This is a genomic window from Poriferisphaera sp. WC338 (assembly GCF_050931845.1).
Lineage (GTDB): Bacteria > Planctomycetota > Phycisphaerae > Phycisphaerales > Phycisphaeraceae > Poriferisphaera.
Map to the genome: position 1 here is coordinate 62,903 of NZ_CP194516.1, position 22,900 is coordinate 85,802.

The 22,900-nt window shown below is 42.5% G+C and carries 19 protein-coding genes, 1 tRNA gene and 1 riboswitch; of the genes, 8 read left to right on the plus strand and 12 right to left on the minus strand.

Annotation, left to right across the window (positions count from 1 at the left end; genetic code table 11):
• Nucleotides 1-41 precede the first annotated feature (41 nt).
• The 4 genes from ACQ6WK_RS00245 to ACQ6WK_RS00260 all read right to left on the minus strand — a co-directional run bounded on the left by ACQ6WK_RS00245 (nt 42) and on the right by ACQ6WK_RS00260 (nt 3,125).
• Nucleotides 42-1,013: an alpha/beta fold hydrolase gene (locus ACQ6WK_RS00245; protein WP_432798732.1), complete on the minus strand. Its 972-nt coding sequence runs from the start codon at nt 1,011-1,013 to the stop codon at nt 42-44.
• Between the two features lie 74 nt (nt 1,014-1,087).
• Entirely contained in the window at nt 1,088-2,077 is a 990-nt protein-coding gene (locus ACQ6WK_RS00250) for a phosphatase domain-containing protein (protein WP_432798733.1), read from the minus strand.
• A gap of 225 nt (nt 2,078-2,302) precedes the next feature.
• Nucleotides 2,303-2,704 carry a hypothetical protein gene (locus ACQ6WK_RS00255; protein WP_432798734.1) on the minus strand — a complete coding sequence of 134 codons (402 nt, stop codon included), beginning with the start codon at nt 2,702-2,704 and terminating at the stop codon, nt 2,303-2,305.
• 169 nt (nt 2,705-2,873) lie between these two features.
• Nucleotides 2,874-3,125, minus strand: a complete 252-nt coding sequence (locus ACQ6WK_RS00260) for a hypothetical protein (protein ID WP_432798735.1) — start codon at nt 3,123-3,125, stop codon at nt 2,874-2,876.
• 233 nt (nt 3,126-3,358) lie between these two features.
• On the opposite strand from ACQ6WK_RS00260, the gene ribH reads away from it, so the two are divergent.
• The 8 genes from ribH (at nt 3,359) to ACQ6WK_RS00300 (ending at nt 13,257) form a co-directional block, all read left to right on the plus strand.
• Nucleotides 3,359-3,838: a 6,7-dimethyl-8-ribityllumazine synthase gene (gene ribH, locus ACQ6WK_RS00265; RefSeq protein ID WP_432798736.1), complete on the plus strand. Its 480-nt coding sequence runs from the start codon at nt 3,359-3,361 to the stop codon at nt 3,836-3,838.
• 137 nt (nt 3,839-3,975) lie between these two features.
• On the plus strand, nt 3,976-4,479 hold the full coding sequence (nusB, locus tag ACQ6WK_RS00270; protein WP_432798737.1) for a transcription antitermination factor NusB: 504 nt from the start codon (nt 3,976-3,978) through the stop codon (nt 4,477-4,479).
• Between the two features lie 1,132 nt (nt 4,480-5,611).
• The gene (locus ACQ6WK_RS00275) at nt 5,612-6,922 is read left to right on the plus strand and encodes a nucleotide sugar dehydrogenase (protein WP_432798738.1); all 1,311 of its coding nucleotides are present in this window, start codon (nt 5,612-5,614) and stop codon (nt 6,920-6,922) included.
• A 66-nt stretch (nt 6,923-6,988) separates the two neighbouring features.
• On the plus strand, nt 6,989-8,005 hold the full coding sequence (locus ACQ6WK_RS00280; RefSeq protein WP_432798739.1) for an NAD-dependent epimerase/dehydratase family protein: 1,017 nt from the start codon (nt 6,989-6,991) through the stop codon (nt 8,003-8,005).
• 86 nt (nt 8,006-8,091) lie between these two features.
• Nucleotides 8,092-9,186, plus strand: coding sequence for a glycosyltransferase family 4 protein (locus tag ACQ6WK_RS00285; RefSeq protein WP_432798740.1), 1,095 nt, complete (start codon nt 8,092-8,094; stop codon nt 9,184-9,186).
• Nucleotides 9,187-9,396: 210 nt separating this feature from the next.
• Nucleotides 9,397-10,701, plus strand: a complete 1,305-nt coding sequence (locus ACQ6WK_RS00290) for a polysaccharide biosynthesis C-terminal domain-containing protein (protein ID WP_432800419.1) — start codon at nt 9,397-9,399, stop codon at nt 10,699-10,701.
• 34 nt (nt 10,702-10,735) lie between these two features.
• Nucleotides 10,736-11,809, plus strand: coding sequence for an ATP-grasp domain-containing protein (locus ACQ6WK_RS00295; RefSeq protein WP_432798741.1), 1,074 nt, complete (start codon nt 10,736-10,738; stop codon nt 11,807-11,809).
• A gap of 59 nt (nt 11,810-11,868) precedes the next feature.
• The gene (locus ACQ6WK_RS00300; RefSeq protein WP_432798742.1) at nt 11,869-13,257 is read left to right on the plus strand and encodes an O-antigen ligase family protein; all 1,389 of its coding nucleotides are present in this window, start codon (nt 11,869-11,871) and stop codon (nt 13,255-13,257) included.
• 91 nt (nt 13,258-13,348) lie between these two features.
• On the opposite strand, the gene ACQ6WK_RS00305 is transcribed toward ACQ6WK_RS00300, so the two are convergent.
• The 8 genes from ACQ6WK_RS00305 to ACQ6WK_RS00340 form a co-directional block, all read right to left on the minus strand.
• Nucleotides 13,349-14,524: a glycosyltransferase gene (locus ACQ6WK_RS00305; RefSeq protein ID WP_432798743.1), complete on the minus strand. Its 1,176-nt coding sequence runs from the start codon at nt 14,522-14,524 to the stop codon at nt 13,349-13,351.
• A gap of 95 nt (nt 14,525-14,619) precedes the next feature.
• The gene (locus ACQ6WK_RS00310) at nt 14,620-16,536 is read right to left on the minus strand and encodes a hypothetical protein (RefSeq protein ID WP_432798744.1); all 1,917 of its coding nucleotides are present in this window, start codon (nt 16,534-16,536) and stop codon (nt 14,620-14,622) included.
• 50 nt (nt 16,537-16,586) lie between these two features.
• Nucleotides 16,587-17,105 (minus strand): acyltransferase, encoded by a 519-nt coding sequence (locus tag ACQ6WK_RS00315; protein WP_432798745.1) that lies wholly within the window; start codon nt 17,103-17,105, stop codon nt 16,587-16,589.
• Nucleotides 17,105-17,971, minus strand: a complete 867-nt coding sequence (locus ACQ6WK_RS00320) for a glycosyltransferase family 2 protein (protein WP_432798746.1) — start codon at nt 17,969-17,971, stop codon at nt 17,105-17,107. The genes ACQ6WK_RS00315 and ACQ6WK_RS00320 overlap by 1 nt, the downstream gene beginning before the upstream one ends.
• A gap of 12 nt (nt 17,972-17,983) precedes the next feature.
• Entirely contained in the window at nt 17,984-18,778 is a 795-nt protein-coding gene (locus tag ACQ6WK_RS00325; RefSeq protein WP_432798747.1) for a glycosyltransferase family 2 protein, read from the minus strand.
• Between the two features lie 724 nt (nt 18,779-19,502).
• Nucleotides 19,503-20,450 carry a GDP-L-fucose synthase family protein gene (locus tag ACQ6WK_RS00330; protein ID WP_432798748.1) on the minus strand — a complete coding sequence of 316 codons (948 nt, stop codon included), beginning with the start codon at nt 20,448-20,450 and terminating at the stop codon, nt 19,503-19,505.
• Between the two features lie 86 nt (nt 20,451-20,536).
• Nucleotides 20,537-21,589, minus strand: coding sequence for a GDP-mannose 4,6-dehydratase (gene gmd, locus ACQ6WK_RS00335; protein ID WP_432798749.1), 1,053 nt, complete (start codon nt 21,587-21,589; stop codon nt 20,537-20,539).
• A 690-nt stretch (nt 21,590-22,279) separates the two neighbouring features.
• Nucleotides 22,280-22,351: transfer RNA gene (locus tag ACQ6WK_RS00340), tRNA-Gly, on the minus strand.
• Nucleotides 22,352-22,519: 168 nt separating this feature from the next.
• A riboswitch (cobalamin riboswitch) is annotated at nt 22,520-22,822 on the plus strand.
• The last annotated feature ends 78 nt before the right edge of the window (nt 22,823-22,900 follow it).

A 22,900-nucleotide genomic window follows, 5' to 3' on the forward strand; every position in this document is an offset into this window, starting at 1 on the left:
AACAGGTAATGAGTTTAATAATTGTTAATTCTTGCTGATAGTTAAGAGAGCGATTGAAGTAGGAAGGTTAAGGCGGTGTCGGGGAAACCAGGCAGATGTTCGTGTCCAAAGTCAGGATAGACGATGATGTCTTTTTGCGATTGGATGTTGTTGTAGGCTGCGAACTGAGTGGAAGGGGGACAAACTTCATCCATGAGAGTTGCTGCGAATAGGACCGATGCTTTGATGCGCGGCACGAGGTTTTTGATATCGATGTAGCCGAGGCGATTGAACCACGTGTCGATGTGCTGGTGGGTGGGATCGTGTTTGCGTAAGAAGTCTGAGAGTTCAAAGTAAGCATGCTTGTTAGAAAGGTCCATTTCCCAGACACGTTTGTAGTCGGAGAGGAAGGGGAAGAGTGCGACACATTTTTTGATGCTTGGGGTTAGAGCGGCGCAGACAAGTGAGAGCGCGCCGCCTTGGGAGCCACCATAGGTCATGAGGTGATCCGCATCGACTTCGGGGAAGGTGCTGACGGTGCGGGTGAGTTGGAGTGTGTCGAGGAAGATGTTTTTGAAGAGGAGGTTTTCAGCGGAGTCGGCGAGGCCTCGGATGATGTGGCCGCGTAGTGTAGTGCCAAGGGTATCGGTGTTGTCCTGAGATTTACCAGCTTGTCCGCGGACATCAAGTGCAGCCACATTGAAACCGACAGCTGTGTATTTGATCAATTCATTCCAATCGGGAGAGCAGCCGGTGTAGCCGTGGAAGTAAAGGACAGTGGGGCGGGGCTTATCGGTGGTATTGCTTGGGGTGAGATACTTGGCATAGATGGTAGCGTTGTTGGCTGATGTGAATGTGAGGTCAAAGCATTTGCCGTTTGGGAATTGGACTGCAGCAGGATTGAGGTTGGCATTGGGCGCGATGGCATCGAGTTCAGTGATTGCTGTCTGCCAGTAAGCGTCAAAATCCTCAGGCTTGGGGGAGATGCCGGTGTAGGATTGGAGTTCGCTAAGGGGTTTGTCGAGTACGGGCATGTGATGAACCTTTTTGCTACAGATTTTGATAGATCAGGCAGCAAAAAGGATAGCAAAAACAGGGATGAAGTGTGTTAGTTGCGAAATCGCTGATGGCAGGAAGTACAGGCAGTGGAAAGCTGAGTCAAGGCATCGGTTGCACGGGAGGCATTGAGTGGCCGTAGCGCGTTTTCAAGATCTGTTGCGAGCTGTTGGGAGTGAGAGAGCAGGTCGTTATAGCGATGGTTGGACGAGGGGTTGGTGCGAGCAAGTTCACGGAGCAGTTCACGGACTTGTAGCGCCTGATGAGCGGGCTCGGCATCTGGGTGTTTGTCAGTGGGAGACCAGTTGTTGTTTTGGATTTGCTCAAGAGCATCTATGTGCCTGTCGAGTCGGGTCATGGTATGGACTATGGTGGAGGGTGGGGTGTAGTCGGTGAGCGGGGGCAGGGGAACGGCGGGTGGTGGTGGTGTGAAGTTTTCGGCAGACTCCCACAAGCCGGGGTAGTTGGGTGAAGTGCCAGCAGCGATCAGGATGCTTCGAGCATCGGTGGGAGAGATCTGGTTTTGCGCGATGAGATAAATCGCTGCAGCAGTGGGTCCGCGGTGTTTGCCTTGGTGGCAGTGGATATAGATCGGTTGAGGTAGCGTTCGGGCGGCATGGGTAAGTGCGAGGAGTTGAGGTTCAGGGATGCGGTTATAGGAGATGGGGATGTGGACGTAGGTCATGTTGTGTTCAGCAGCAAGATCAATATTGGGTTTGGTGCCGTCGACAGAGATGATGGTTTTGATGCCAAGGGCGGCAAGGGTCCGGAAGCTTTGTGGTGAGTTTGGTTCGGAGCCTGTATAAACAGTAGAAGTGACATGGAGGGTGTGTTTCAGACCGGGCAGGGGTTTGGCTAAGCCGACAGGGATGGCCTGATCTTCGGCTTCGGGTTTGTCGAGTGGCTTGTGATGAGCGCGATCATATTCCTTGGAGGTGTCATTGGAGGGTTGGGGAGAAGATTGACAGGCAGTGAAGAGAAAGAAGCTGAGCGTGAGCAAAATGGTAGGGGGCATGATGCGGATGATGATTGGGTTTTGCATGACAGACTCCGACAAGTGGGTGATGAGTCATGACAGGTAACATTAGCATCGACCAATAACGTGGCGAAAGATGAGCGTCATCACTATCAAGAAAGACGGAACGCATGAACGAATGTTTCGCTATCATAAAAAAACAGCCTGGAAGAAGCCAGGCTGATAGATCTCGATGCGAATGATATTTACGGTATGTAAAAGGGTTCACATCCTAGAAAAGCTGTTGGATGACTAACGGATAAGCCCCGAAGATTGGACCGTGAGGTTCATGGTTGTGTGGTATGTGGTACGTGCATTGTTAGTGACGTGGTATTGTGGCCGCATGAGGTTGAATGTTGCAGCTTCTGGTTGAAGCTGGTTGATAGATTGTTCTGAAAACGGTGGGTCTGCACGCTGTGTTTTTTGTGGCTTAGGTTTGGCCTGGGGGTCGTGTTTGACGGGTGCCTTCTCAGCTTTGGTTTGCACGTGGGCTGTGGTGGTTTTGATTTGTGGTGAATCGATATAATTTTTACCTGATGGGATCATGGACACCGCACCGCCAGCGAGCAGCAACATCAGTGTGATGGTGGAGATAATAACGATGGATCGCCACGATTTATGGCGGGTTTGTGTTGAGTGCTTTACTCGTGCCATGGTACGCCCCCTTGGTTTCCTCATGGTGTCAATCGTATTCAGCGTTCGCACTGATTGCGCGGCGCATGTGTCGGGATTCTTGCGGGGCTGTTTGAGATGTCAAGTCGTGGTGATGATTTTTGTTGGAGAGGATATTGAGGTGGTTTTATGTTTTGGGTGGTAGGGGGAGTTATTGCATCAGGTCGAAAGTCTCAGATTCGGGTTGCAATTGTTGTCGCTCTTGTTGCTTGTTGTATTCCTCTGGTGTTTTGGGAATGGCGGCTTCGTTTTGGTTCGCTTTTTCAGCGGGTGTGATTTTGCTATTGCTGGTTGGCTTTGCCGGAGCATCAGGTGAGCCACAGGCAGCAAGCGACAGGCTCACAGCGGTGAGAATGCAGCAACCGATGGTGAAGATGAAAGAGGATGGATGTTTGGATCTCATGATCGTATGAATTTTACATCGGCGAAGTCCCGATGCGGGCAACATGCTTGGTTTTGGGGACTTATACTCAAGCGATCTGCGTACAGAGGTTGTGGTATGCAACGTTTGGCGTCGGATGCGATCGGTCGTAGAATAGTCGATTCGGCTGGGTTTTGAGCAGTGCCACAAGCGCGGTTGATGTTTCGCGTGACGGACAGGACAAACACGACATTACCGGATGGAAAGTGAAAACGATGAGTAACACAGGCCCGGAGAAACTGGAAGGCGAGTTGGTGGCAGGGGACGTGCGGGTGGCCATTGTGACCGCACGGTTTAACGAATTTATTACCGGGCGAATGCTTGAAGGCGCGATCGGTACATGGGAGCAACTCGGTGGGAAAGCTGAGAACCTCGCGACGGCTTGGGTGCCGGGTGCGATCGAGCTTGCAGTGACAGCGAAGAAGCTCGCAGAGACGGGTAAGTACGGTGCGGTGATTTGTTTGGGGTGTGTGATCCGTGGTGATACTGATCACTATGATCATGTGGTCGAGCAGACCGCGATCGGAATTCGTGAAGTAGGTGTGCAGACAGGCGTACCGTGTGTGTTTGGTGTACTGACGTGTGATACGCTTGAACAGGCGGTGAATCGTGCGGGCTCAAAGATGGGAAATCAAGGACGCAGCGCGATGATGACTGCAGTGGAGATGGCGAATTTGTTAAAGAAAGTTGACTGATCCGACGCGGATGGTCGATGGATGAAGTGTTAAAATTAGGCTGAAAATCAAGGGGTTTTTAGCGCAATGCAGATTGGGATTGTGGTCGGATCATGTATATGCATGATGCGCGGGCCCAAGCCTGCCGGAAAGAGTGAATGTCAAAACAAAGAACGATAAGACGATTGGCGATGCAAGTGTTGTATCAGATTGATATGACCGGAGAACTTGATCGCGACGAGATACTGAGCACGATCGATGACGAGTTTGACTCGCCGGAGGATTGTCAGAAGGCGGTTGATATCGCGCTGCATGCGTGGGTGGTTCACGGAACCAGTGACGAGCAGATCGAAAGCTTGGCGCCGGATTGGCCGACGTACCGACAGCCACCTGTGGATCGGGCGATCTTGCGGTTGGCCTACTACGAAATAAGCAGCGGTATGACACCTGCCAAGGTGGCGATCAATGAAGCAGTTGAGCTTGCAAAATCGTTTGCGAGTGAAAACTCACCAGCGTTTATCAACGGTGTGTTGGACAAGCTGGCGAAGAAAGTGAAAAAAGAGCCTGCGACCGACGATGAAGCCGAATCATTGCCCACCCCGGAGCCCTCGCAAGACTCTGTTGCATGGCTCGCTGACGCCAAAGCTGAAGATCAAAACTAATCGCATCTCATCAACCCAATTACCTACTCGGTCGGCCACCTCCGTCGTTCGGTTTTTATCGTTTCTAAATACCACACATGGAATAGTCTTGAAACCCTATCCTTATTCTCCATAACCAGCCTTTTCTAGGTTAATATTGAGATCGTAAATGAGATTTATACTTCATATTATGGATATCATTTGCCGCAGCAATTTTCATGTAGGAGTGACGGAAAATTGTGATGTAATCAAACCCGGTGATCTTTATTGAAGAATTGTGGGCTCAATCTTCTTGTTCATATTAGTAGCGGAAGTGTGGTATAATAGATTTTTTTGTTAATAAAATGATAGGGCTTTTGTGGGTGTAGGATTGATATGTGCAAAGTAAGCCGAGGCGTATCGCACAGGCAGTCTGGTGGAAATTTGAATGTGTTCCAAAGGGCTTTTAGGTGTTTTGGTTAATCTAAGTTATTGTGGCTATATCGATATAAATCATTATAATTTAGTGAATTGTATGCTTGGTGGCGGCGTAGCAAAGAGGTTGTATGATGAGAGCGGTTTTTTATCAGGCGAGTGAGCGATGTTCAGAAGCCGGTTATATCGAATGTTTTCCAGTGAGTTGTAAATTCCAAGTAGAATTGACAACAGGAAAGTAAGCCCCGCTAGGCGGTTAGTCGATTATATGGACTGATTAGTAGAGTTGAATAGAAGTGTGAAGATGGCGTTAATATAGCGCCGTACTTGCAGAACACGTTTTGTTGTCTGTTGATTGAGTCATTCTCAATCTTGGTTTGTGTGGGCATAGGGAGAATCAATGATATACTTACAAGATTGAGGTAAATGGAAGACCGATTAACGTTGATGATAGAAAGACTAGATTTCGATAGGCGAATGGATAATAGAAGAAGTTTAAGATTAATTGCTCTAATTGTTGGTGAGGAAATTTAACATATTTCACGTTTGCCAATATTAGTTGGGAAAACTAATGATGGTTAAGTTTCGTACTTATTTTAGTACGAATATGAACAATTTCGTGTTTTTGGGGATTAGGGGGGAGTTTCTTAAAAGAGGCAATACATGATTAGTCATCGTAATCGCTAATCATAAATGTTCGGTAAAACACACTTATAATATAGTTAGCAGATAGAGAATTATGAAAAACCAATTACTTCAAAATATTGAAGATAAAACCTTTTCGGTCGGTATTCTTGGATTGGGATACGTTGGATTACCGTTAGCGAAAGCTTTTTTTGAAGCTGGTTTTACGGTGATGGGCTTTGATGTTGATGCTAAGAAAGTTGAGTTGCTCAATAAGGGGGAGAATTATCTCAAGCATCTCGGCGAGGATTACATAGCTGAAATGGCAAAGTCTGAGCGGTTTACACCTTTTGCAGATTTTGAGCAATTGGACAAGCCCGATGCGCTAATTGCCTGTGTACCAACGCCACTCGGGAAGCACCTAGATCCGGATCTTTCATTTGTCGAATCTACAACCGACGCTATTGCTAAAAAATTACGTCCAGGCCAATTGATCACGCTTGAGTCAACGACCTATCCCGGTACGACTCGCGATATCATGCTGCCAAAGCTTGAAGTTACTGGGCTGAAGTGCGGTAAAGATTTTTATCTTGCCTATAGCCCTGAACGCGAAGATCCAGGTCGTAAATCGCATAATACACAAACAATTCCCAAGCTTGTTGGTGGTATTGATGCAGATAGTTGCGAAATTGCGGTTGAACTATATAAGTATGCCATCTCTGAGATTATTCCGGTTTCTTCAGCGGAAGTCGCAGAATCAGCGAAGCTGCTTGAGAATATTTACCGTGCCGTAAACATCGCGATGGTGAATGAGATGAAGGTTGTGCTGGACCGTATGGATATTGATATTTGGGAGGTAGTCGATGCTGCGGCAACCAAACCTTTTGGCTATCAAGCATTCTATCCCGGGCCCGGTCTTGGTGGGCACTGCATCCCAATCGATCCGTTCTATCTGACATGGAAAGCACGTGAAGTTGGTTTGGCTACACGATTTATCGAATTGGCGGGCGAAGTTAATCACAGTATGCCTGACTATGTTGTTGGTAAAACTGTTTGGGGATTAAACCAAGCAGGTAAATCAATTAAGGATGCAAAGGTGCTTGTCCTTGGCTTAGCTTACAAGCCTGATGTTGATGATGTTCGTGAAAGCCCAAGTTTTGAGTTAATTGAGCGACTTGCCAAACTTGGAGCGAATGTTGCTTACAATGACCCACATGTGCCAGAAACGCATGAAATGCGTAAATATAATTTAGGGATGAAGAGCGTTAGTTTGGATGATATAGATTGGTATGATGTAGTGGTTGTTAGTACAAACCATGCAGCATATGATTGGAATAACATTGCGGCTAAAGCCCAATTGATTATCGATAGCCGAGGTGCGATGCGTGGTGTGTGTGGTCATGATGATAAAATTATCAAAGCCTAACACGTATTTTAGAATTTATTAACAGCTCGTTGGGCGAGCGATCGGATGTTAGGAGAATATAGCAGTATGGCTTTAGTAAACTGGAATAATTTACACGGTAATGCGTTTGCTGGTAAGAAAGCCTTGATCACAGGCGGCGCTGGTTTTATTGGATCTAATATTGCTGAGGTGCTACTTAAGCTAGGTACTGAAGTCGTTGTAATTGATGACCTTTCTGGTGGCCTCGTGTCCAACTTTGATACTTTCAAAGATCAGTATCAAAATGAATTTAGCTTTGTTGAAGGATCAATTCTTAATACTGAACTACTCAAAGATGCAATTGCGGGATGTGATTACGTCTTTCATCAAGCGGCATGGGGTTCTGTTCCCCGTAGTGTGACGATGCCCGTTGAGTACAACGAAAATAATACTGTTGGCACGCAGATTCTCTTACAAGCAGCAGTTGATCATAAGGTGAAGCGAGTTGTGTTTGCTGCGAGCAGCTCTGCCTATGGTGACAGTGTAAAATTGCCTAAAGTCGAAGACATGCCAGTGCGGCCTAAGAGCCCTTATGCAGCAAATAAAATTGCTTGCGAAGCATTAATGCGTGCCTATGCCAATTGTTATGAGATTGATACTGCATCATTGCGTTACTTCAATATCTTTGGCCCACGCCAGAATGCCAACTCTGCTTATGCCGCAGTCATCGCAGCATTTGCAAAGGCTCTTGATAAGAGCGAACAGCCCACCATTTTTGGAGACGGTGAGCAATCGCGTGACTTCACCTTTGTAGATAATGCGGTCCATGCCAACTTGCTCGCCGCTCAGGCTGAGAAGCCAATTAATGGTGAAGTTATGAATATTGCTTGTGCTAACCGTATAACGGTTAATCAGCTCGCGATCGACATGGCTTCGATGTGGAATAAACCAGAAGTCACCCCAATTCATCTTGAAGAGCGGGCTGGTGATGTGAAGCACTCATTGGCAGATCTTTCTATGGCAAAAGAACTGATTGGTTATGAGCCGCAGGTGAAATTTAAAGATGGTTTAGCCGAAACGGTGGAATGGTATAAAGAGGTGTTCGCAGCTGAGGCGGCATGTTAAATCCTATGAACAACAGCCAATCCTAAAACGTAGCAATTAATACCGCATTCATTTTTGTATGTGGTATTTTTTATGGCGACTAAAGTATGGCTAAAAACCTGCATATTCTGCATCTTACATTAAACTCGAATTTCGACGGTGGGACGCGATACATCTACGACCTCTCCGAAAGTCTTGTTGAACGTGGACACCAAGTGAGCATTGCAGGGCAAAAAACAGAATGGCAAGAGATTTTCGATAAACAGTCATGGCCATGGTTGGATTTAAATATAGGTGGTAGTTTTAAGCAAATGGTGCATGCGAGTCGTGTCATCACGAAATTTGTGAAAGAGAATAATGTAGATTTGATCCACACGCATTATCGTAAAGCATCATTTGTCGCGAAATTAGTTCAGATTCAATGTAAAATTCCATTTGTGTTTACGGTACATTTGACCGATCTTCCAATGGGGAAAATTACAAAGGCTCTTACATTTTGGGGTAATCAAACACATTGCCCAAGTACGCAGGCGAAAGCTTGGGTAAAAAGCGTAGCAAAGATTTCAAACGATCGATTACATGTTATTCCACACGGAATTGATCCGAATGCTTATAAGTATGCTACGGATACAGATAAAACCATAGCGAGAGAACAACTCAATCTACCAAAAGATAAAACGGTGATTGGCTATGTTGGTCGATTTGGACCTGTAAAGAATTCGCAGTGGCTTATCCGATTTGCAGAGCATTTTTCTAAGCAAGAGTTGCCAATTCATTTGGTTGCAATCGGAGAGGGGACAGAGCGCGAAGGACTCAAGAAAAAAATTAAGGCGCGTCGGTTAGAAGATTATTTTACGCTGTTGCCTTTTGGCTCACCAATGCCGGTATATCACGCTTCCGATCTAATTATACTACCCTCCAAGCGAGAAGGTTTTTCGCTAGTATGCTTGGAAGCGATGGCAACTGGTTGCGCTGTGCTACGTACAGCAACCGCAGGTTATGAAGATATGATTATTGAAGGAACCACCGGCTATGCCGTACCTGTTGATTATCAGACGTTTATTAATAAAACGGTTCAAGTTTGTCAGCATCGAGAGAATCTTTTGCAAATAGGTATAAACGCATCGAATTTCGTAAAAGAGCATTTAACTCACGAAAAACAAGTGGATGCAATGGTTGATTTGTATAGAAATACCATTTAATTGTTATTGTCGTGATATAGCGGTATTGGAGGTAATGCAGATCGGCAGTACTGATTAGGCGTTAGTTGTGTGCCTTGACAATGGGAGCGACTTAATTTGATTAGTAAATTATGGTATATTGCAGCCTTCCTGCTGAAGCATAAGCAATTGCATCGTAAGAGGTTAAATTTTTAAATGCACGCTCGATTGTCAACAGGACTTAAGGATTTTATGGTTACAGGGTTCGCGAGATGCGGGGCCATGTTGTTTGCATTGGCGATGCAATCTCTGTTGGCGTGGATGTTAGGACCGGATGGGCGGGGTGAATATGCGCTTTGTTTAGTTTTTAGTAATTTATCTGGTGCGATATTAGCAGCTGGTATGGATTGGTCGTGCAGCTATTATATTTCTTCTAAAAAAATACCGTTCAATCAAACCATATCCATGGTAATCATGAACTGTATTTTTCTCAGTATTGCTGCGGGAATGATATTACCGTTCTTTAAATTGTTGCCGCTTGAATTCTTTAGCAAGATCGGAGATCTTTCGTTTGGTTTCTCTATTGTGTGGGCAATATCGCTCGTAGTCTATTCATATGTTGTACTTGTTCTCACAGGATTGAAAAGTTTCGCATTGCTGGCAATTCTTACAACTCTCAAAGCAACATTAACATTCCTTTTTACATTTATCTTATTCGAAACAACTCCGCTTAATGTTTCCGCACCAATTTTAGCAGATATTATTTCGTGTGGAATTGTCACGTTTTACGTAATTATTCATATCATACGAAAATATCAATTTCGATTTGAAATGCCCAAGTCACACTTCATTCGTCAGTATGTTAGCTACGGACTCCGCTTTTTTGGTGGATCGCTTGGTATGATTGCCAATGCCCGAATAGGTACGATTTTACTGTCGTTTTATGTGATCCAGTCTGATTTAGGATTGTTTGCCCAAGCGATGGCGATCTTAGCACAATTCATAACATTGTCCGATATCGCGTGCCGAATTCTACAGCCACGGGTTGCGGATAGTGATGATGGTCGTTTAGATCTTGTGGTAAGAGCCGCACGTGTTGTAGGACTCGTTGTGATGCTCTTTGGATGTTGTTTCCTAATTCTTTCACCTTATGTTGTACCGCTATTATTTTCACCGAAATTCGTTCCCATGATTCCTGTTATGCTTATATTGATGCCGGGTATATGGATTCGTACGATCGGAAAAACACTATTTCCATACTTTAACGGTACAAACCGGCCAGGAATTGTGTCAAAAGCAACATTCATTAATTTGCTGGTAAATATTATTTTGTTGTTTGTTCTGGTTAAGCCATTCGGGCTTTTGGGGGCAGCATGGGCGACTACACTTGCGTATTTTTCTAGTTCAATGTTTATATTCTATGTAATTGAACGTGATACTGATGTTTGTTATGTAGATCTATTTGTACCTCGTTTTTCTGATTGGTATGAGCTGAAAAATCATTTACACGTATGGAAAAAGCCACAAACTGAGATGCAAGTATCCATAAATAAATAAGAATGAATTAGGCAAATATAAAAGGATTAGTTTTATGCAATCTAATCAACATAATAACATGAAGCTAGCTATTCATCATGAAGGCAGTTGGTGTGAAAGTATTATTCAGCATTGTAATGAGCGTAATATCTCATATAAAATAGTAAATTGTTTAGATACGGATATTCTTGATCAGATTAAAGAATGTGATGGTTTGATATGGGCTTTTTCGCATTTATCTCCAACGCATATACTAATGGCTCGCAGTGTCTTAAATTCTGCAAAGGAAATGGGCATATCGGTTTTTCCGGATTACGAAAGTACTTGGCATTTTGATGATAAGCTGTCACAGAAATATTTATTTGAAGCTCTGGATCTATCTGTAGCAAAAGCGTGGGCTTTTTTTGATAAAGACCAAGCTTTAAATTGGATTAATAGCTCTGAAGCATCAATTCCCATTGTTGGAAAGCTAAGGCGTGGCGCAGGTTCATACAATGTGAAGTTGCTGAGGAGTAAGCAGGAAGCCAGTTCATACATAAATCGTATGTTTGGTAAAGGTTATTCTCCTGCACCGGCACGCATGGCTGATATTAGCACCAAATTGCAAGTTGCAATGAAAAATGGGGGTATAAAAGGAATAATTGATCGAGCAAAGAAAGCGCCTCGTTTCTTCAGAATGTCAAGATTTGGTGCGAAGTTCCATGCGGTGGAAAAAGGGTATGTTTACTTTCAGCAGTTCATTCCTGGCAATACATGCGACTACCGTCTTACAGTTGTTGGAGATCGGGTATGGGGTTACAGGAGAATGGTAAGAAGTAATGATTTTCGAGCCTCCGGTAGTGGTATGGTTGATTATGATCCACAAGCAATTCCTGCAGAAGTCGTTAAGCTTGCGATTGATTCTGCGGACAAACTTAAAATGAACAGTGTTTGCTTCGATTTTGTCAGAGACGATCAAAATAGATTTTATTTAGTTGAAATTAGTTATGGGTTTGTGAGTGAATTGATTCATAATTGTGAGGGGTATTGGGATCGCAATTTAGAATGGTATAAGGGCCATGTTTGGCCAACAGATGCAATTCTTGATGACTTTATTAATTTAATTAGTTCTAGGGGTGCGGAAATATAACTTTGGCAGAATGTTTTTATTGTAGCCCAGATTGTTAGTACATCTTAAGGTGCAGATTTATGATCTTGTTTTGGCATCCACTTATTATAAGTCTCATTGCAGTGATGATGACTATACTAGGTTTTAAGTGGCGTAAAAAATATATCGTTATTTATGCCTTGCTGCTGCCAGCCTTTACAGGTACCCCTATTATGACGGCAACCCGAGGTGCGGCTGGAGCTATTGTTGCGAGTGACGTTGTTGGCATTGCATTGTTTGGATTACTATTTTTTATTCCAAGAGAGTGGCTTCGATCATATAAATTAAAATTGCATTCTTATGTCAACATGATAATGATGTTTTTGGTAATCAGTATTTGTTTCATGGGGTTATTTTATAATTTCATATCTATAGACTACAGTCAACAAGGGAATGTGCGGCTGACATCAGCAATTCCACTGCCAATTCTAATGGCGGGTTTTCGCATGTTTAAATTAATTGCGTTTGCATCGTATATATATTTCTTTTTGGCCGTTCGATTAGATGAACGAGATGCCATTACAATCATAAACGCGATAATCACTGGCTGTATCCTATTGGCTTTGGCAATGATTTTGACTAGGCTGAGTGTAGTAAACCTTTCTTTGGCGCATGCTGACATAAGACAAGTACATATTGGCCCACGCATTTTAGGGCTGACAAAATCATCTGTTGGAAGATTGATGTGTGTTGGATTTGTGCTAAGTCTGTTGAGAATATATCAAGGAGGCAAGCTTTTTAATCTACTTGGTATTATTGTTACTGTTGGTGCGCTATCTTTATCAGGAAGCCGCGGAAGTTTGCTGGCACTTGTCGTTGCATTAATGGTTATATATGTGCTAGGAAAATCGAGAGGGATCTTGCTCGGTACGATGGGGGCAGTAGTAATTGGGATTGTCGGTATTGTATTTCTTAACTACAACCAAGATATTCTCCAGGCATGGATGAAGACAGTTGATGCAGAGACGATATCTACAGCATCATCGAGGACGATAATTTGGAAAGAAACTGTTTTTTATTGGATGAGCAATCCATTGGCGTTCTTAGTTGGTGTTGGTTTATTCAACTTTTCATACGCGAATACAGAAAGTTATTATGAAAGTGCGCATAACGATCTTCTGACTGCGATTACTGAGATTGGGATTTGTGGGGGATTATTTTATATCTTGATACTGTTTTCGTTAGCATGGTTTTTCTACCGCCAGACGATTCATACTTCTGGGAATCTCCGTTGGCATTATGTCTGTATTCTTGCATTATTGTTAGGGCTGACAGTATCAAGTATTTTTGAACCGACTTTTTATCTAACAGTAAGTAACTTAACATTCAATCGAATTGTGACAGTGTTGTTTTTAATTCAGGTTATAACACCTGTTGGCGAAATAAATTCGACTGAAGAAATAGAGATTGAAAACTGTAGCTATGCGTGATTAATAAAACACGCTATGGGCAATGTATATTGATAGCACTGAAATGCCATGTACATGATATTTACTTTGTGTTCATAGGTATTTTATGTGCCTACAGATCTAGGCAATTAATTACTAAGTCTACGAATTTGTCGACGGTTAATTCAGTAGCTCTCTGATATCCATTTAAGATTAGCTTGCGGCGTAAAGTGTGGTTCGTACAAACTTTTGTCATTGCTTCTGCGAGAAAGAATGGATTTTTAGGAGGAACGAGCAAACCATCAACTTCGTCTGTCACGCTAGAAGGAATGCCGCCGACATTGGTTGAGATAATGGGGAGTGAATTAGCACGCGCTTCTACGAGTACACGCGGGGTTCCCTCTGACAGTGTTGGTAAGACGAACACATCGCATTCGCGCAATAAACTAGGTATTTGATCATGTCTAATATGGCCTCGCCACTCAACATTATCTTGAAGATTATGTTTTTCAATCAGTTGATCCAGCTTTTTCTGGTATGTGTCATATCTGGCACGACTTCCTGCAAGAATCAATCGTGAGCGCTTTTGTATCTTAGTTCTAGCGTAAGCATCAATAAGATATTCGATTCCCTTCTCAGGTCTGATGTAGCACATCGTAAGGATTTTGATTTCATTATTCTGGCAGGTGTCCACACGTTTAAAAAAATCATTTTTTGTGAGTGTTGTTGAAACTACCATATGAGTTTGTTCGGACGGATAGCGGTCCGAAATTTCTTGCCCATTACATAAGAACACGCCATTTGCTTTTTTCCTTCCTCCGACTAATCTTCTTTCCCATCCCCAAATATAAAGTTTTCCAAGTGTATCCAATATCCAATTGCTGCGCTGATGTGATTGCAATAATGCCATGGGGTTACCGACGAGCCAATGGCAGATGGGCTTGTGTTGTTGTGCACATAATTTATATAGTTGCTTTGTTGCTGCGACAGGGTTACCACGCACAAATACAGCATCAGCTTGGCTTATGGCTTCATCGTAAGATTTAACAATTCCAGTATGGTATATTGTACTGTTGATTGTCGTTGTCCAAGGTGGCTGTGTGACATATGTAATATTTCTAGGCAGGACATAATCGTCATCAACTTTTTTTTCGTGACGGATAGCAGAACTTAGGTAAATATGTTCAAAGCGTTCAGAGAATGCGTTCACAATGGCGCCAAATGAAACGTGTGTTAGTAATTTCCCATCTGGGTTTTGATGAATTTTACCGCCAATGATTGCAAGTTTTTTGCTTAATCGAGCTGTCATAATTAAAAATAAACACCTTCGTTTAATGATTGAGTGTCTCTGTATATCGGTCAGGCACTCAATCAAATCAATTTCGACCGAGTGAATATTAATACTCAATAATCGGTTGTATCAAATGATACATCATCGTGTGCAAGAAACCAAAAACTAGGAATACGTCTGTTGGGTATAGTCAAATTAAAATCAGCATGGTTATGTCCTGATATCGTTAAATTTAAAAGTTTTGAACGATTTTGTTCTGAGATCGGCGTTGAAATGTTCATGGTTTTTGCATGGCTTTTAGTGTTGAGATGTTCCATTGGATATCCATTGACTCGGTAATCGAGATGGCGATTTGTATTCAGATATTGAATCTTACATTCGAATTGCGGATTTAGATTCTTTGGTATGTAATAAAGAGAAATTGGACCATGAAATGCAGAAGATTCTCCAATAGCAAGTAATGCCAGTGGAGTATTAGATTCTGATATAGTGTACTGTTTGTAGTATGAGTTTAGACATAGCCAATAAAGGCCGTCTTCAGGTACTGTAAAAAGAATGTTATGTGATTGTGTGTTCACGGTTTTTGATTCTAGAGGGATTGTGTTTGTATGATTAATGATTTGATAATCAAGATAGTATGGTGATGAGCCTTTATGTTTTCCTGAAATTGTTATCCGAACAACATCATTTTTTTTTGCTTTTATCGCAAAGATGTTCGCATTAATCAGTGTAGTATTTGAATAATCACGATATCTATTATCAAGTTCCTTGATGGGTGCATCTTGTGCTTTGAAGTTACGGAACTGATTCAGTGTGTCTGCAGCCCAGCGATCAAGATTTTTAAAAGGCGCATCACGATAGGCTGTATTACCGGCATGGATTTCTTGGTTGGCTTTTGTAAAAGCATTCCATAATGTTTTATGTTGATAGGGTGAATTTTTAAAACGTTGATAAAAAAACCAATAACCATCTGTTTGATTGGCAATCACTTGAGCGATTCGACTCAAACCTTCTTCACTCCATGATTGGTTGCTGGTATAGAGGCCACTTATAAATTGCCCACACATATTATGTAATCGCGCTTTATCCTCAGCTTCTCGCAAATTTTTAATGCTATATTCGATTGATTCCGGCCACGTCATGTATTTTGTCTTGCGACTCTGTACGCCTGCATAAGCTAGGACGATTGGTGCTTGTTCTGTTCCCCAGTTATTGTAGACTGCTTCAGTTAAGAATGGTGTTCTCCCTGGGTATATAAAAAAGCGAAATTTTGGATTGATGCGATCAATTTTTTTTCGAAATACAACACTCTTTTGAACCCATAGCCTTTTTTGCCAGCTAATAAATGCGTTATCGAAATCGTTTTCTATTAACCAAGAAGAAGTTTTACCATAGGGAATCTCTTCGATAGGCAGCTGCTTTTCTTTTTGAAATGCTCGGAGTGAATAGGGGTCGTATGAAACAGGGTAATAGTTGCCGGGTTTCTTATTTTTGAAAAAGTAATTTTCGAAATCTACAAAAACACCAATGATACTCTTATTTGTTGTACTTAGAGAAACAATAGGTAATATTTTTCTTTCGAGATGCTCCCAAAAGTCATTTGTATTCGGACTTAAAATCGGTTCTGCGGTGCCATTTTTCCACGTAATCCATTTCCCATTTCTCCTGTCTAGAGTGTTGGCTCTGAATGATAGCCGTTCTGCTGGAAGACATGAGAGATTGTATTTTTCACAAAACAGAGCTGTCTGTTTAATTAACTGTAATCGAGTATCACCTTTTATTGATTCGTGCGTAACTAGGCAATAAGTGTTGAACTTAGCTTCAGCAGCAGATCTGATTGCCCGTTCAGTGATAAAGCTATTAGTAAAAGGATGTAGGATTTTATCAAAAAGTACGAGATGTTTATCATTGTTATCCGTCGTGCCAGTGACTTGAGCATAAGCAGTTATGTCAAAAATAGACTCACTGATCCAAAGTGAAAATAGAATAATTACAAATGGTATTTTGGTATTTCGAGTGAACGAACGCATTGGAACATTCCGGGTCAATTGGTATTGTATTGAAGGATAGCCACGGTAAGCTAATTTCTATATTTAAGAATTTTTGCAGGTACGCCACCTACGATTGCATTGTCAGGCACGTCCTTTGTTACAACTGCGCCTGCAGCAATGACAACGCCATTTCCGATATTGATGCCAGCAAGTATCGAGGCATGTCCACCGATCCAGACATCATCACCAATAGTTACTTGCTGCAATTCGCATTCTTGATGGTGAATATTCGTGCCTTTCACGAAGCCGTGATTGAGAGTTGTTATCATCACGTTAGGTCCCATGCGGACATAATTACCCATACGGACAGTGCCGACACAATTGAGTATCGAAAAGCGTCCAATCGAACAATGATCACCAATAATCAGATTATGTGGCGAAAATACATGGGCATATGCTCTGACCAATAACCGTTTTCCCGACTTGGCAACTAAGCTTAGTATAAAGCCCCTAAAGTGAGATCCAATTCGTCCTGGGATCCAATTTGTCAAAGTTTCTACAAGTGCCCATAGCTCTTCTTTGGTAACTCTCAATAGCTTGTTTATCATTAATCCTTACCCTCTTGACTGTTGAGATGCTTTTTTTCGTATATCTTGATTCTCGCATTCAGCTCATGCGCTGCGCGAAAAGCACAAAAATATAGTCCAGGCAATCCATCTAGAAACCCAAATTTAATAATATAAAAATAGACAAATTGAATGAGAGGTTGAAGCGGCATGCGTATGTAAAGTGCTTTTAAGAATCGTCGTCGTTTAAGCGGATTGCGACTAAAAAACCACTTTAGGGAAGGGATAGGTTCGTTTAATTGCTCTAGTCGTCTTTTTGCATTCCAAGTTGAAAATTGATTTTGTTTATCAAGCCATCGCTCAATCGAAACGTTTGTTTCATGAATCATGTAGCCGGGTAGACAAGCACTTTCACCATCTAGTTTAATATTCTCGTGTACTTCATTATCCCAGCCTCCTTCACCCCTCATTCCCAAGTCTTCATATTCTGCCAAGTCTTTCTTAAATAGCCTTAGCATCCATCCGTGACTCCAACAATGTTTCATCCATTTGTCTAAAAAGATGAATTTCCAGCGGATGTAATAACCTTGGTATGTATCACTTACAATGGCGGCAAGAATATCGTTTTTTAATTTAGGAGAAATTCGTTCGTCTGCGTCAACAATTAATATCCAATCGTGCTTAAAAGGTAAATTTTTAATTGACCAGTTTTTCTTCTTTGGCCAACCTCCGTCATAATCGAACTGTACAACTTCAGCCCCCATTTGTGTGGCAATTTCACAAGTGCGATCTTTGCTATGTGAATCAACGACGAAAATTTCATCTACCCAATCTAAGCTTCTAAGGCAGTCGGGCAGATTTTTTTCTTCGTTTTTAACTGGAACCAGAACTGAAATTGAAGCTTTCATCCATGTCACCAATTACTTTAAATTTGCTTTAGGTTTAAGCAGCTCGTAATTCTTAAAGAAGCCGCGCACTGCATAATGAATAAAATAATAGCTCGCTTTAAGTAAGCTGAGTTTTTCAATCTCACGGTAAACACGCCATTGAAACGAAGCTGCACTAAATTTATTTCTCGATATAGACCCACCATGTATCCGATAAGTTGCAAGTACTTCCTGTAATCCATATGCACATGGAATATCTTTGAAAATACTTAACCAAAGCGCTAGATCAGGGCGTTTTTTCAATATAGGCATATAGTACTTACCGATTTTTGACATGTCATACATGGTCGTTAGGCAAGATAGGGCGCAGGATTTTAGAGTACTTTGATAGGTCATTTGAATCGGCACAATAAATTGGCCAAGATCTTCAGATAAATCATGTGTTTTTCTGCGGTAAGATGCTGTGACCAATGACGCATCTTTTTCTTTCATGAAGTGAATCATTCGCTCAAGAAAAATGTGATCCCATAAATCATCCGAATCTAAATACACGAGGTATTGTCCAGTAGCGGCTTCTACCCCTTTATTCTTAGTTACCGATTGGCCGCTATTCTTATCAGTATGTAGCAAAATGATTCGCTCATCTTCTTGTATATACTTTTCAATGATTTCAACCGACTTATCATTCGAGCAATCATTTATGATAATCATTTCCCAGTCATGGTACGTTTGGTTTTGAACAGAGTTTATTGTATCTGCAATATACTTTTCTGCGTTGTAGCAAGCAGTAATAATCGAAACTATTCCATATTGATATTGTTTAGCCAATTGATTACTACTCCGTTTGTCAGTTTTTCCTGATTACGTTATTGTGCATTTGGTGTCTCTTTGATCGTTTGGTTACAGACAATGCGCACAGGGTTTTCTTGTATTTCGCTATTGCACTCTTAAGATGTAACACATTCCGAATTCAGCTAATTAAACAACGATCTTACACTACGCATCAGGTTTATAAATGCCCGTAATTTAAATTAATTTTCTATATTTTCAAAACCAAATTTTTCCAATATAACCAATTATGAGCAATTTGATACAGCCCAGGTCGTATAGCGTTTTCTTTATAGGTTCCTGAATAATAAGCTTCAGTTTACCCCCTTTTGTTTTTGGTTAAGTATTATAGCATTTCTAAAAATAACGAAACGAGGTTGAGATCTATTTTGTGACTAATTTGTCAGTGTGATCTATATGTAATGGTGCGCGAAATTATGAAAGATTAGAAACTTGCAAGTCATTGTGTCCACCCTAGGCTGGATGGACACGAAATTTCCAACACTGGGATTTTATACGTTATTGCCTCCATGTTTCTTGTGTTTCATAGTTTTCCATTAGCTCTGATAGTTTATAATTTGTTGTTTTAAATCGTCTAATTTGACAGTCGTAGTATATTCAAATTGTTGGAGGATGCTCTACATTTCTTTTTCCATTTTTATGCACGTAATGCCATCCAGCTGCCATGAATGATTGTCGTTGTTGTTTTTTGGTTAGTCCGAAGTTACTTTAGGAGATTCTGTATTTCAAACCAATCGATGGTTCTCATTAATCCATCTTTAAATCCGATTTGAGTTTGCCAACCCATGAGTTTTTTTGCCTTGTTTATATCAAGACAGCGGCGAGGTTGGCCGTCGAGTTTAGTTGAATTCCACCTGATTCCACCTTTAAATCCAGTGAGTTGTGCAATTAGTTTTGCCAGATCTTTTATTTTTATTTCATTGCATGTGCCGAGATTGATTGGAGTAGGGGTGTCAATTTTCTCAGTAGCAGCGACAATCGCTTCCGCAGCATCTTCAACATATAGAAACTCGCGAGAAGCACTGCCTGTTCCCCAGCATTCGATAAATACATCGCCTCTATTACGTGCTTCGACACATTTTCGGATTAATGCGGGGATAACATGCGAGGTATGCAAGTCGAAGTTATCACCTGGACCATACAAGTTTACTGGCAAAACAACTACGGAATTTAAACCATACTCACGTTTATAACCGTCAAGCATGACGAAAAGAGTTTTTTTTGCTATGCCGTACGGCGCATTGGTTTCTTCGGGGTATCCGTTCCATAGATCATCTTCTTTAAACGGGATTGGTGCGAATTTAGGATAAGCACAGACGGTGCCAGTCTGGACGAATTTTTTGATTCCATTGATGCGGGCGTGCTCAATTAAATGCATACCCATCGAGAGGTTTGCAAAGCAAAAGCGACCCGGATGATCTTGGTTTGCACCAATGCCACCTACTTCTGCAGCCAGATGAATGACGACGTCTGGTTTTGCATCTTCATATAAGCGAATTACCGCAGACTCTTGTGTAAGATCATAATCTTTACGTCGAGGAATGAAGATTTGTTCATCAGAAACACCGTGTTTTAGCAGTTTTTTTCGTACAAACTTACCTAAAAATCCAGCGCCTCCAGTGAGGGTTATTTTTTGATCTTTGAGATCCATGTTGTTTCAAAACTCTCTGGTTAGATACTGCCTTGTGAATAGAATCTGAGTTTTGCTTGGATTTCAGAACCGATTCTAATAATTGATTAGTGGCGTACACCATCTTGAATGCTGACTTCGTGTCCAGCGTTACGCAGGGTTAGTTCACGTTGTGCGAGTTCAAGGTCATAGTCGACCATCATGTTGACGAGTTCATCGAAACTTGTTTTAGGCACCCAGCCAAGTTTTTCTTTTGCTTTTTCTGGATCACCAAGCAATTGCTCAACCTCAGCAGGGCGGTAGTAGCGTGGGTCAACTTCGACATAATCCTCATAATTTAGATCGACACGGCTAAAGGCTTTTTTACAAAACTGTCGGACCGAGTACATTTTACCAGTTGCGACAACGTAGTCATCAGGCGAATCTTGTTGGAGCATATGCCACATCATTTCGACGTAATCACCAGCAAACCCCCAGTCGCGTAATGCGTCGAGATTGCCGAGAAAGAGCTTGTCTTGTAGTCCGCATTTGATGCGGCTTACGGCGCGCGTGATTTTGCGTGTCACGAAGGTTTCGCCGCGTCGAGGCGATTCGTGGTTGAAGAGGATGCCGCAAGAGGCATGCATATTGTATGATTCGCGATAGTTGATAGTGATCCAGTGTGAGTAGAGTTTTGCAACGCCGTAAGGGGATCGAGGGTAGAAAGGAGTAGTTTCTTTTTGTGGTACTTCGGCGACCTTGCCAAACATTTCTGATGAGGACGCTTGGTAGAAGCGAATTTGCTCGCTAGTGAGATCTTGATAGTCCCGTATTGCTTCGAGAAGATTGAGCGTGCCCACACCCGTTGTTTCTGCAGTGTAGACGGGTTGATCGAAGGAGACGCGGACATGCGATTGAGCGCCTAGGTTGTAGACTTCGGAGGGTTTGATTTCGCGGATGACGCGCGAAAGACCTGCTCCATCGGTGAGATCTGCGTAATGCAGATGAAGCCTAGTGCTTGATTCGTGCGGATCGGCGTAGATGTGATCGATGCGTTCAGTACTGAAAGTGCTGGACCGTCGGATGAGACCATGAACTTCATATCCTTTTGCGAGTAGGAATTCGGCCAAGTACGATCCATCCTGTCCGGTGATTCCTGTAATGAGAGCGCATTTATTCATGAGTGTTAATCCGATCTTCCTCTAGCTTGCGCGATTGAGTGGAAGTTCATTTTGAATGACATTACTGCACGTTTAAAAATGAAGCTTACTCATCTTTGTTTATACATAGAGGTTATAAATGTCGAATGATAGATTGCCATGGGTACTGCGTTGATACGTTTTATCTGATTACTTTATCAAAAACATCATCCGCTTTCATAGGACTCATGTTAATTTTTTTACTCTTTCGTCTATCGCTAAATGGCACTCTTCTGATCTGGCGTGTGTTTTAGATCGAGTACGTGATGTTTTCAAATGACATGCCTCGTGGAACTTATTGACATGCTGCTAAATATGATATGTATAGTTGATTGCTCAGGCTATCTCAGCACGTACTAGATAATTGTGCTAATCCTCATTTTTGTTCAACGATATCCATTCGAGCCTTTAGGGTTGGGGGAAGCTTTTAGAGGGGCTTATTCTTTGCCATGCGATCTTAAGCAGGTGATATCGCCGATGCGGAGAAACAGCTTGTAGTGCTGGACATGATGCCGATTTACGGTTGGTTTCAAGGTGTGCTTGTTATCCCCTAGCAAGATCAACCGCAAGTTGATTTCTGTTTTGATCTTTCTGATTTTGCTCTATTTGCGGTTATGTGAGATGCGTGTGTAAACAAAAACGCTAGTCAACTTACGTCGGCTAGCGCCAAAAAGCGGGTGATGGGATTTGAACCCACGACATTCACGTTGGCAACGTGACGCTCTACCACTGAGCTACACCCGCATATCTTCATTTGTGAGCGAACAAGTTTATCTGTTTCTGAGGCGTTTGCAAGTGAGGCAGTGAGGGAATCTGGGTGTGAACAATCTGTGGATGTGAGGGGTGATGGGCGTTTAGAACGTAGGAAACGGGGTTTTTGTTCGATATTTGACGCCTTTAGGCCGGCGGGCTATTTTGAATAGACTTACAGGTGAGACAGCTTGTGTTTAACAGTTGTCTCTGAAAATGGGAAACGAGGTGCCCCTTCCTGAAATTTTGATCTCCTAAATGGGATGATCAAGATGGATGGACCAGTTGACTCTGGAAAAGGGAATTCCTCTGCGGACGCGCCGCCGTGATGAGCCGATTGCATGATGCAGTCGCCCACCAACCGCGAAAGTCACTGATTGATCTGCAACGGGTCAATCGGGAAGGCAAGCGGAAACGTGGACAGAAGCTCTAAGCCGGAAGACCTGCCTGGAAGTGCCGTATTCGTGTCCTCGCGAGAAGGGACACAAGGGCAGTGCTTCCGCAATTCCCCGGCGGTTGCAACTCTTGTGAATGAACGACTCC

Bases quoted from the DNA above. Each gene is read 5' to 3' on its own strand.
- ACQ6WK_RS00290 (WP_432800419.1), top strand. From the start codon at position 9,397: ATGGTTACAGGGTTCGCGAGATGCGGGGCCATGTTGTTTGCATTGGCG.
- nusB (WP_432798737.1), top strand. From the start codon at position 3,976: ATGTCAAAACAAAGAACGATAAGACGATTGGCGATGCAAGTGTTGTAT.
- ACQ6WK_RS00305 (WP_432798743.1), bottom strand. From the start codon at position 14,524: ATGACAGCTCGATTAAGCAAAAAACTTGCAATCATTGGCGGTAAAATT.
- ACQ6WK_RS00320 (WP_432798746.1), bottom strand. From the start codon at position 17,971: ATGAAAGCTTCAATTTCAGTTCTGGTTCCAGTTAAAAACGAAGAAAAA.
- gmd (WP_432798749.1), bottom strand. From the start codon at position 21,589: ATGAATAAATGCGCTCTCATTACAGGAATCACCGGACAGGATGGATCG.
- ACQ6WK_RS00245 (WP_432798732.1), bottom strand. From the start codon at position 1,013: ATGCCCGTACTCGACAAACCCCTTAGCGAACTCCAATCCTACACCGGC.
- ACQ6WK_RS00250 (WP_432798733.1), bottom strand. From the start codon at position 2,077: ATGCAAAACCCAATCATCATCCGCATCATGCCCCCTACCATTTTGCTC.
- ACQ6WK_RS00315 (WP_432798745.1), bottom strand. From the start codon at position 17,105: ATGATAAACAAGCTATTGAGAGTTACCAAAGAAGAGCTATGGGCACTT.
- ACQ6WK_RS00260 (WP_432798735.1), bottom strand. From the start codon at position 3,125: ATGAGATCCAAACATCCATCCTCTTTCATCTTCACCATCGGTTGCTGC.
- ACQ6WK_RS00330 (WP_432798748.1), bottom strand. From the start codon at position 20,450: ATGGATCTCAAAGATCAAAAAATAACCCTCACTGGAGGCGCTGGATTT.
- ACQ6WK_RS00275 (WP_432798738.1), top strand. From the start codon at position 5,612: ATGAAAAACCAATTACTTCAAAATATTGAAGATAAAACCTTTTCGGTC.
- ACQ6WK_RS00300 (WP_432798742.1), top strand. From the start codon at position 11,869: ATGATCTTGTTTTGGCATCCACTTATTATAAGTCTCATTGCAGTGATG.
- ribH (WP_432798736.1), top strand. From the start codon at position 3,359: ATGAGTAACACAGGCCCGGAGAAACTGGAAGGCGAGTTGGTGGCAGGG.
- ACQ6WK_RS00255 (WP_432798734.1), bottom strand. From the start codon at position 2,704: ATGGCACGAGTAAAGCACTCAACACAAACCCGCCATAAATCGTGGCGA.
- ACQ6WK_RS00295 (WP_432798741.1), top strand. From the start codon at position 10,736: ATGCAATCTAATCAACATAATAACATGAAGCTAGCTATTCATCATGAA.
- ACQ6WK_RS00310 (WP_432798744.1), bottom strand. From the start codon at position 16,536: ATGCGTTCGTTCACTCGAAATACCAAAATACCATTTGTAATTATTCTA.
- ACQ6WK_RS00280 (WP_432798739.1), top strand. From the start codon at position 6,989: ATGGCTTTAGTAAACTGGAATAATTTACACGGTAATGCGTTTGCTGGT.
- ACQ6WK_RS00285 (WP_432798740.1), top strand. From the start codon at position 8,092: ATGGCTAAAAACCTGCATATTCTGCATCTTACATTAAACTCGAATTTC.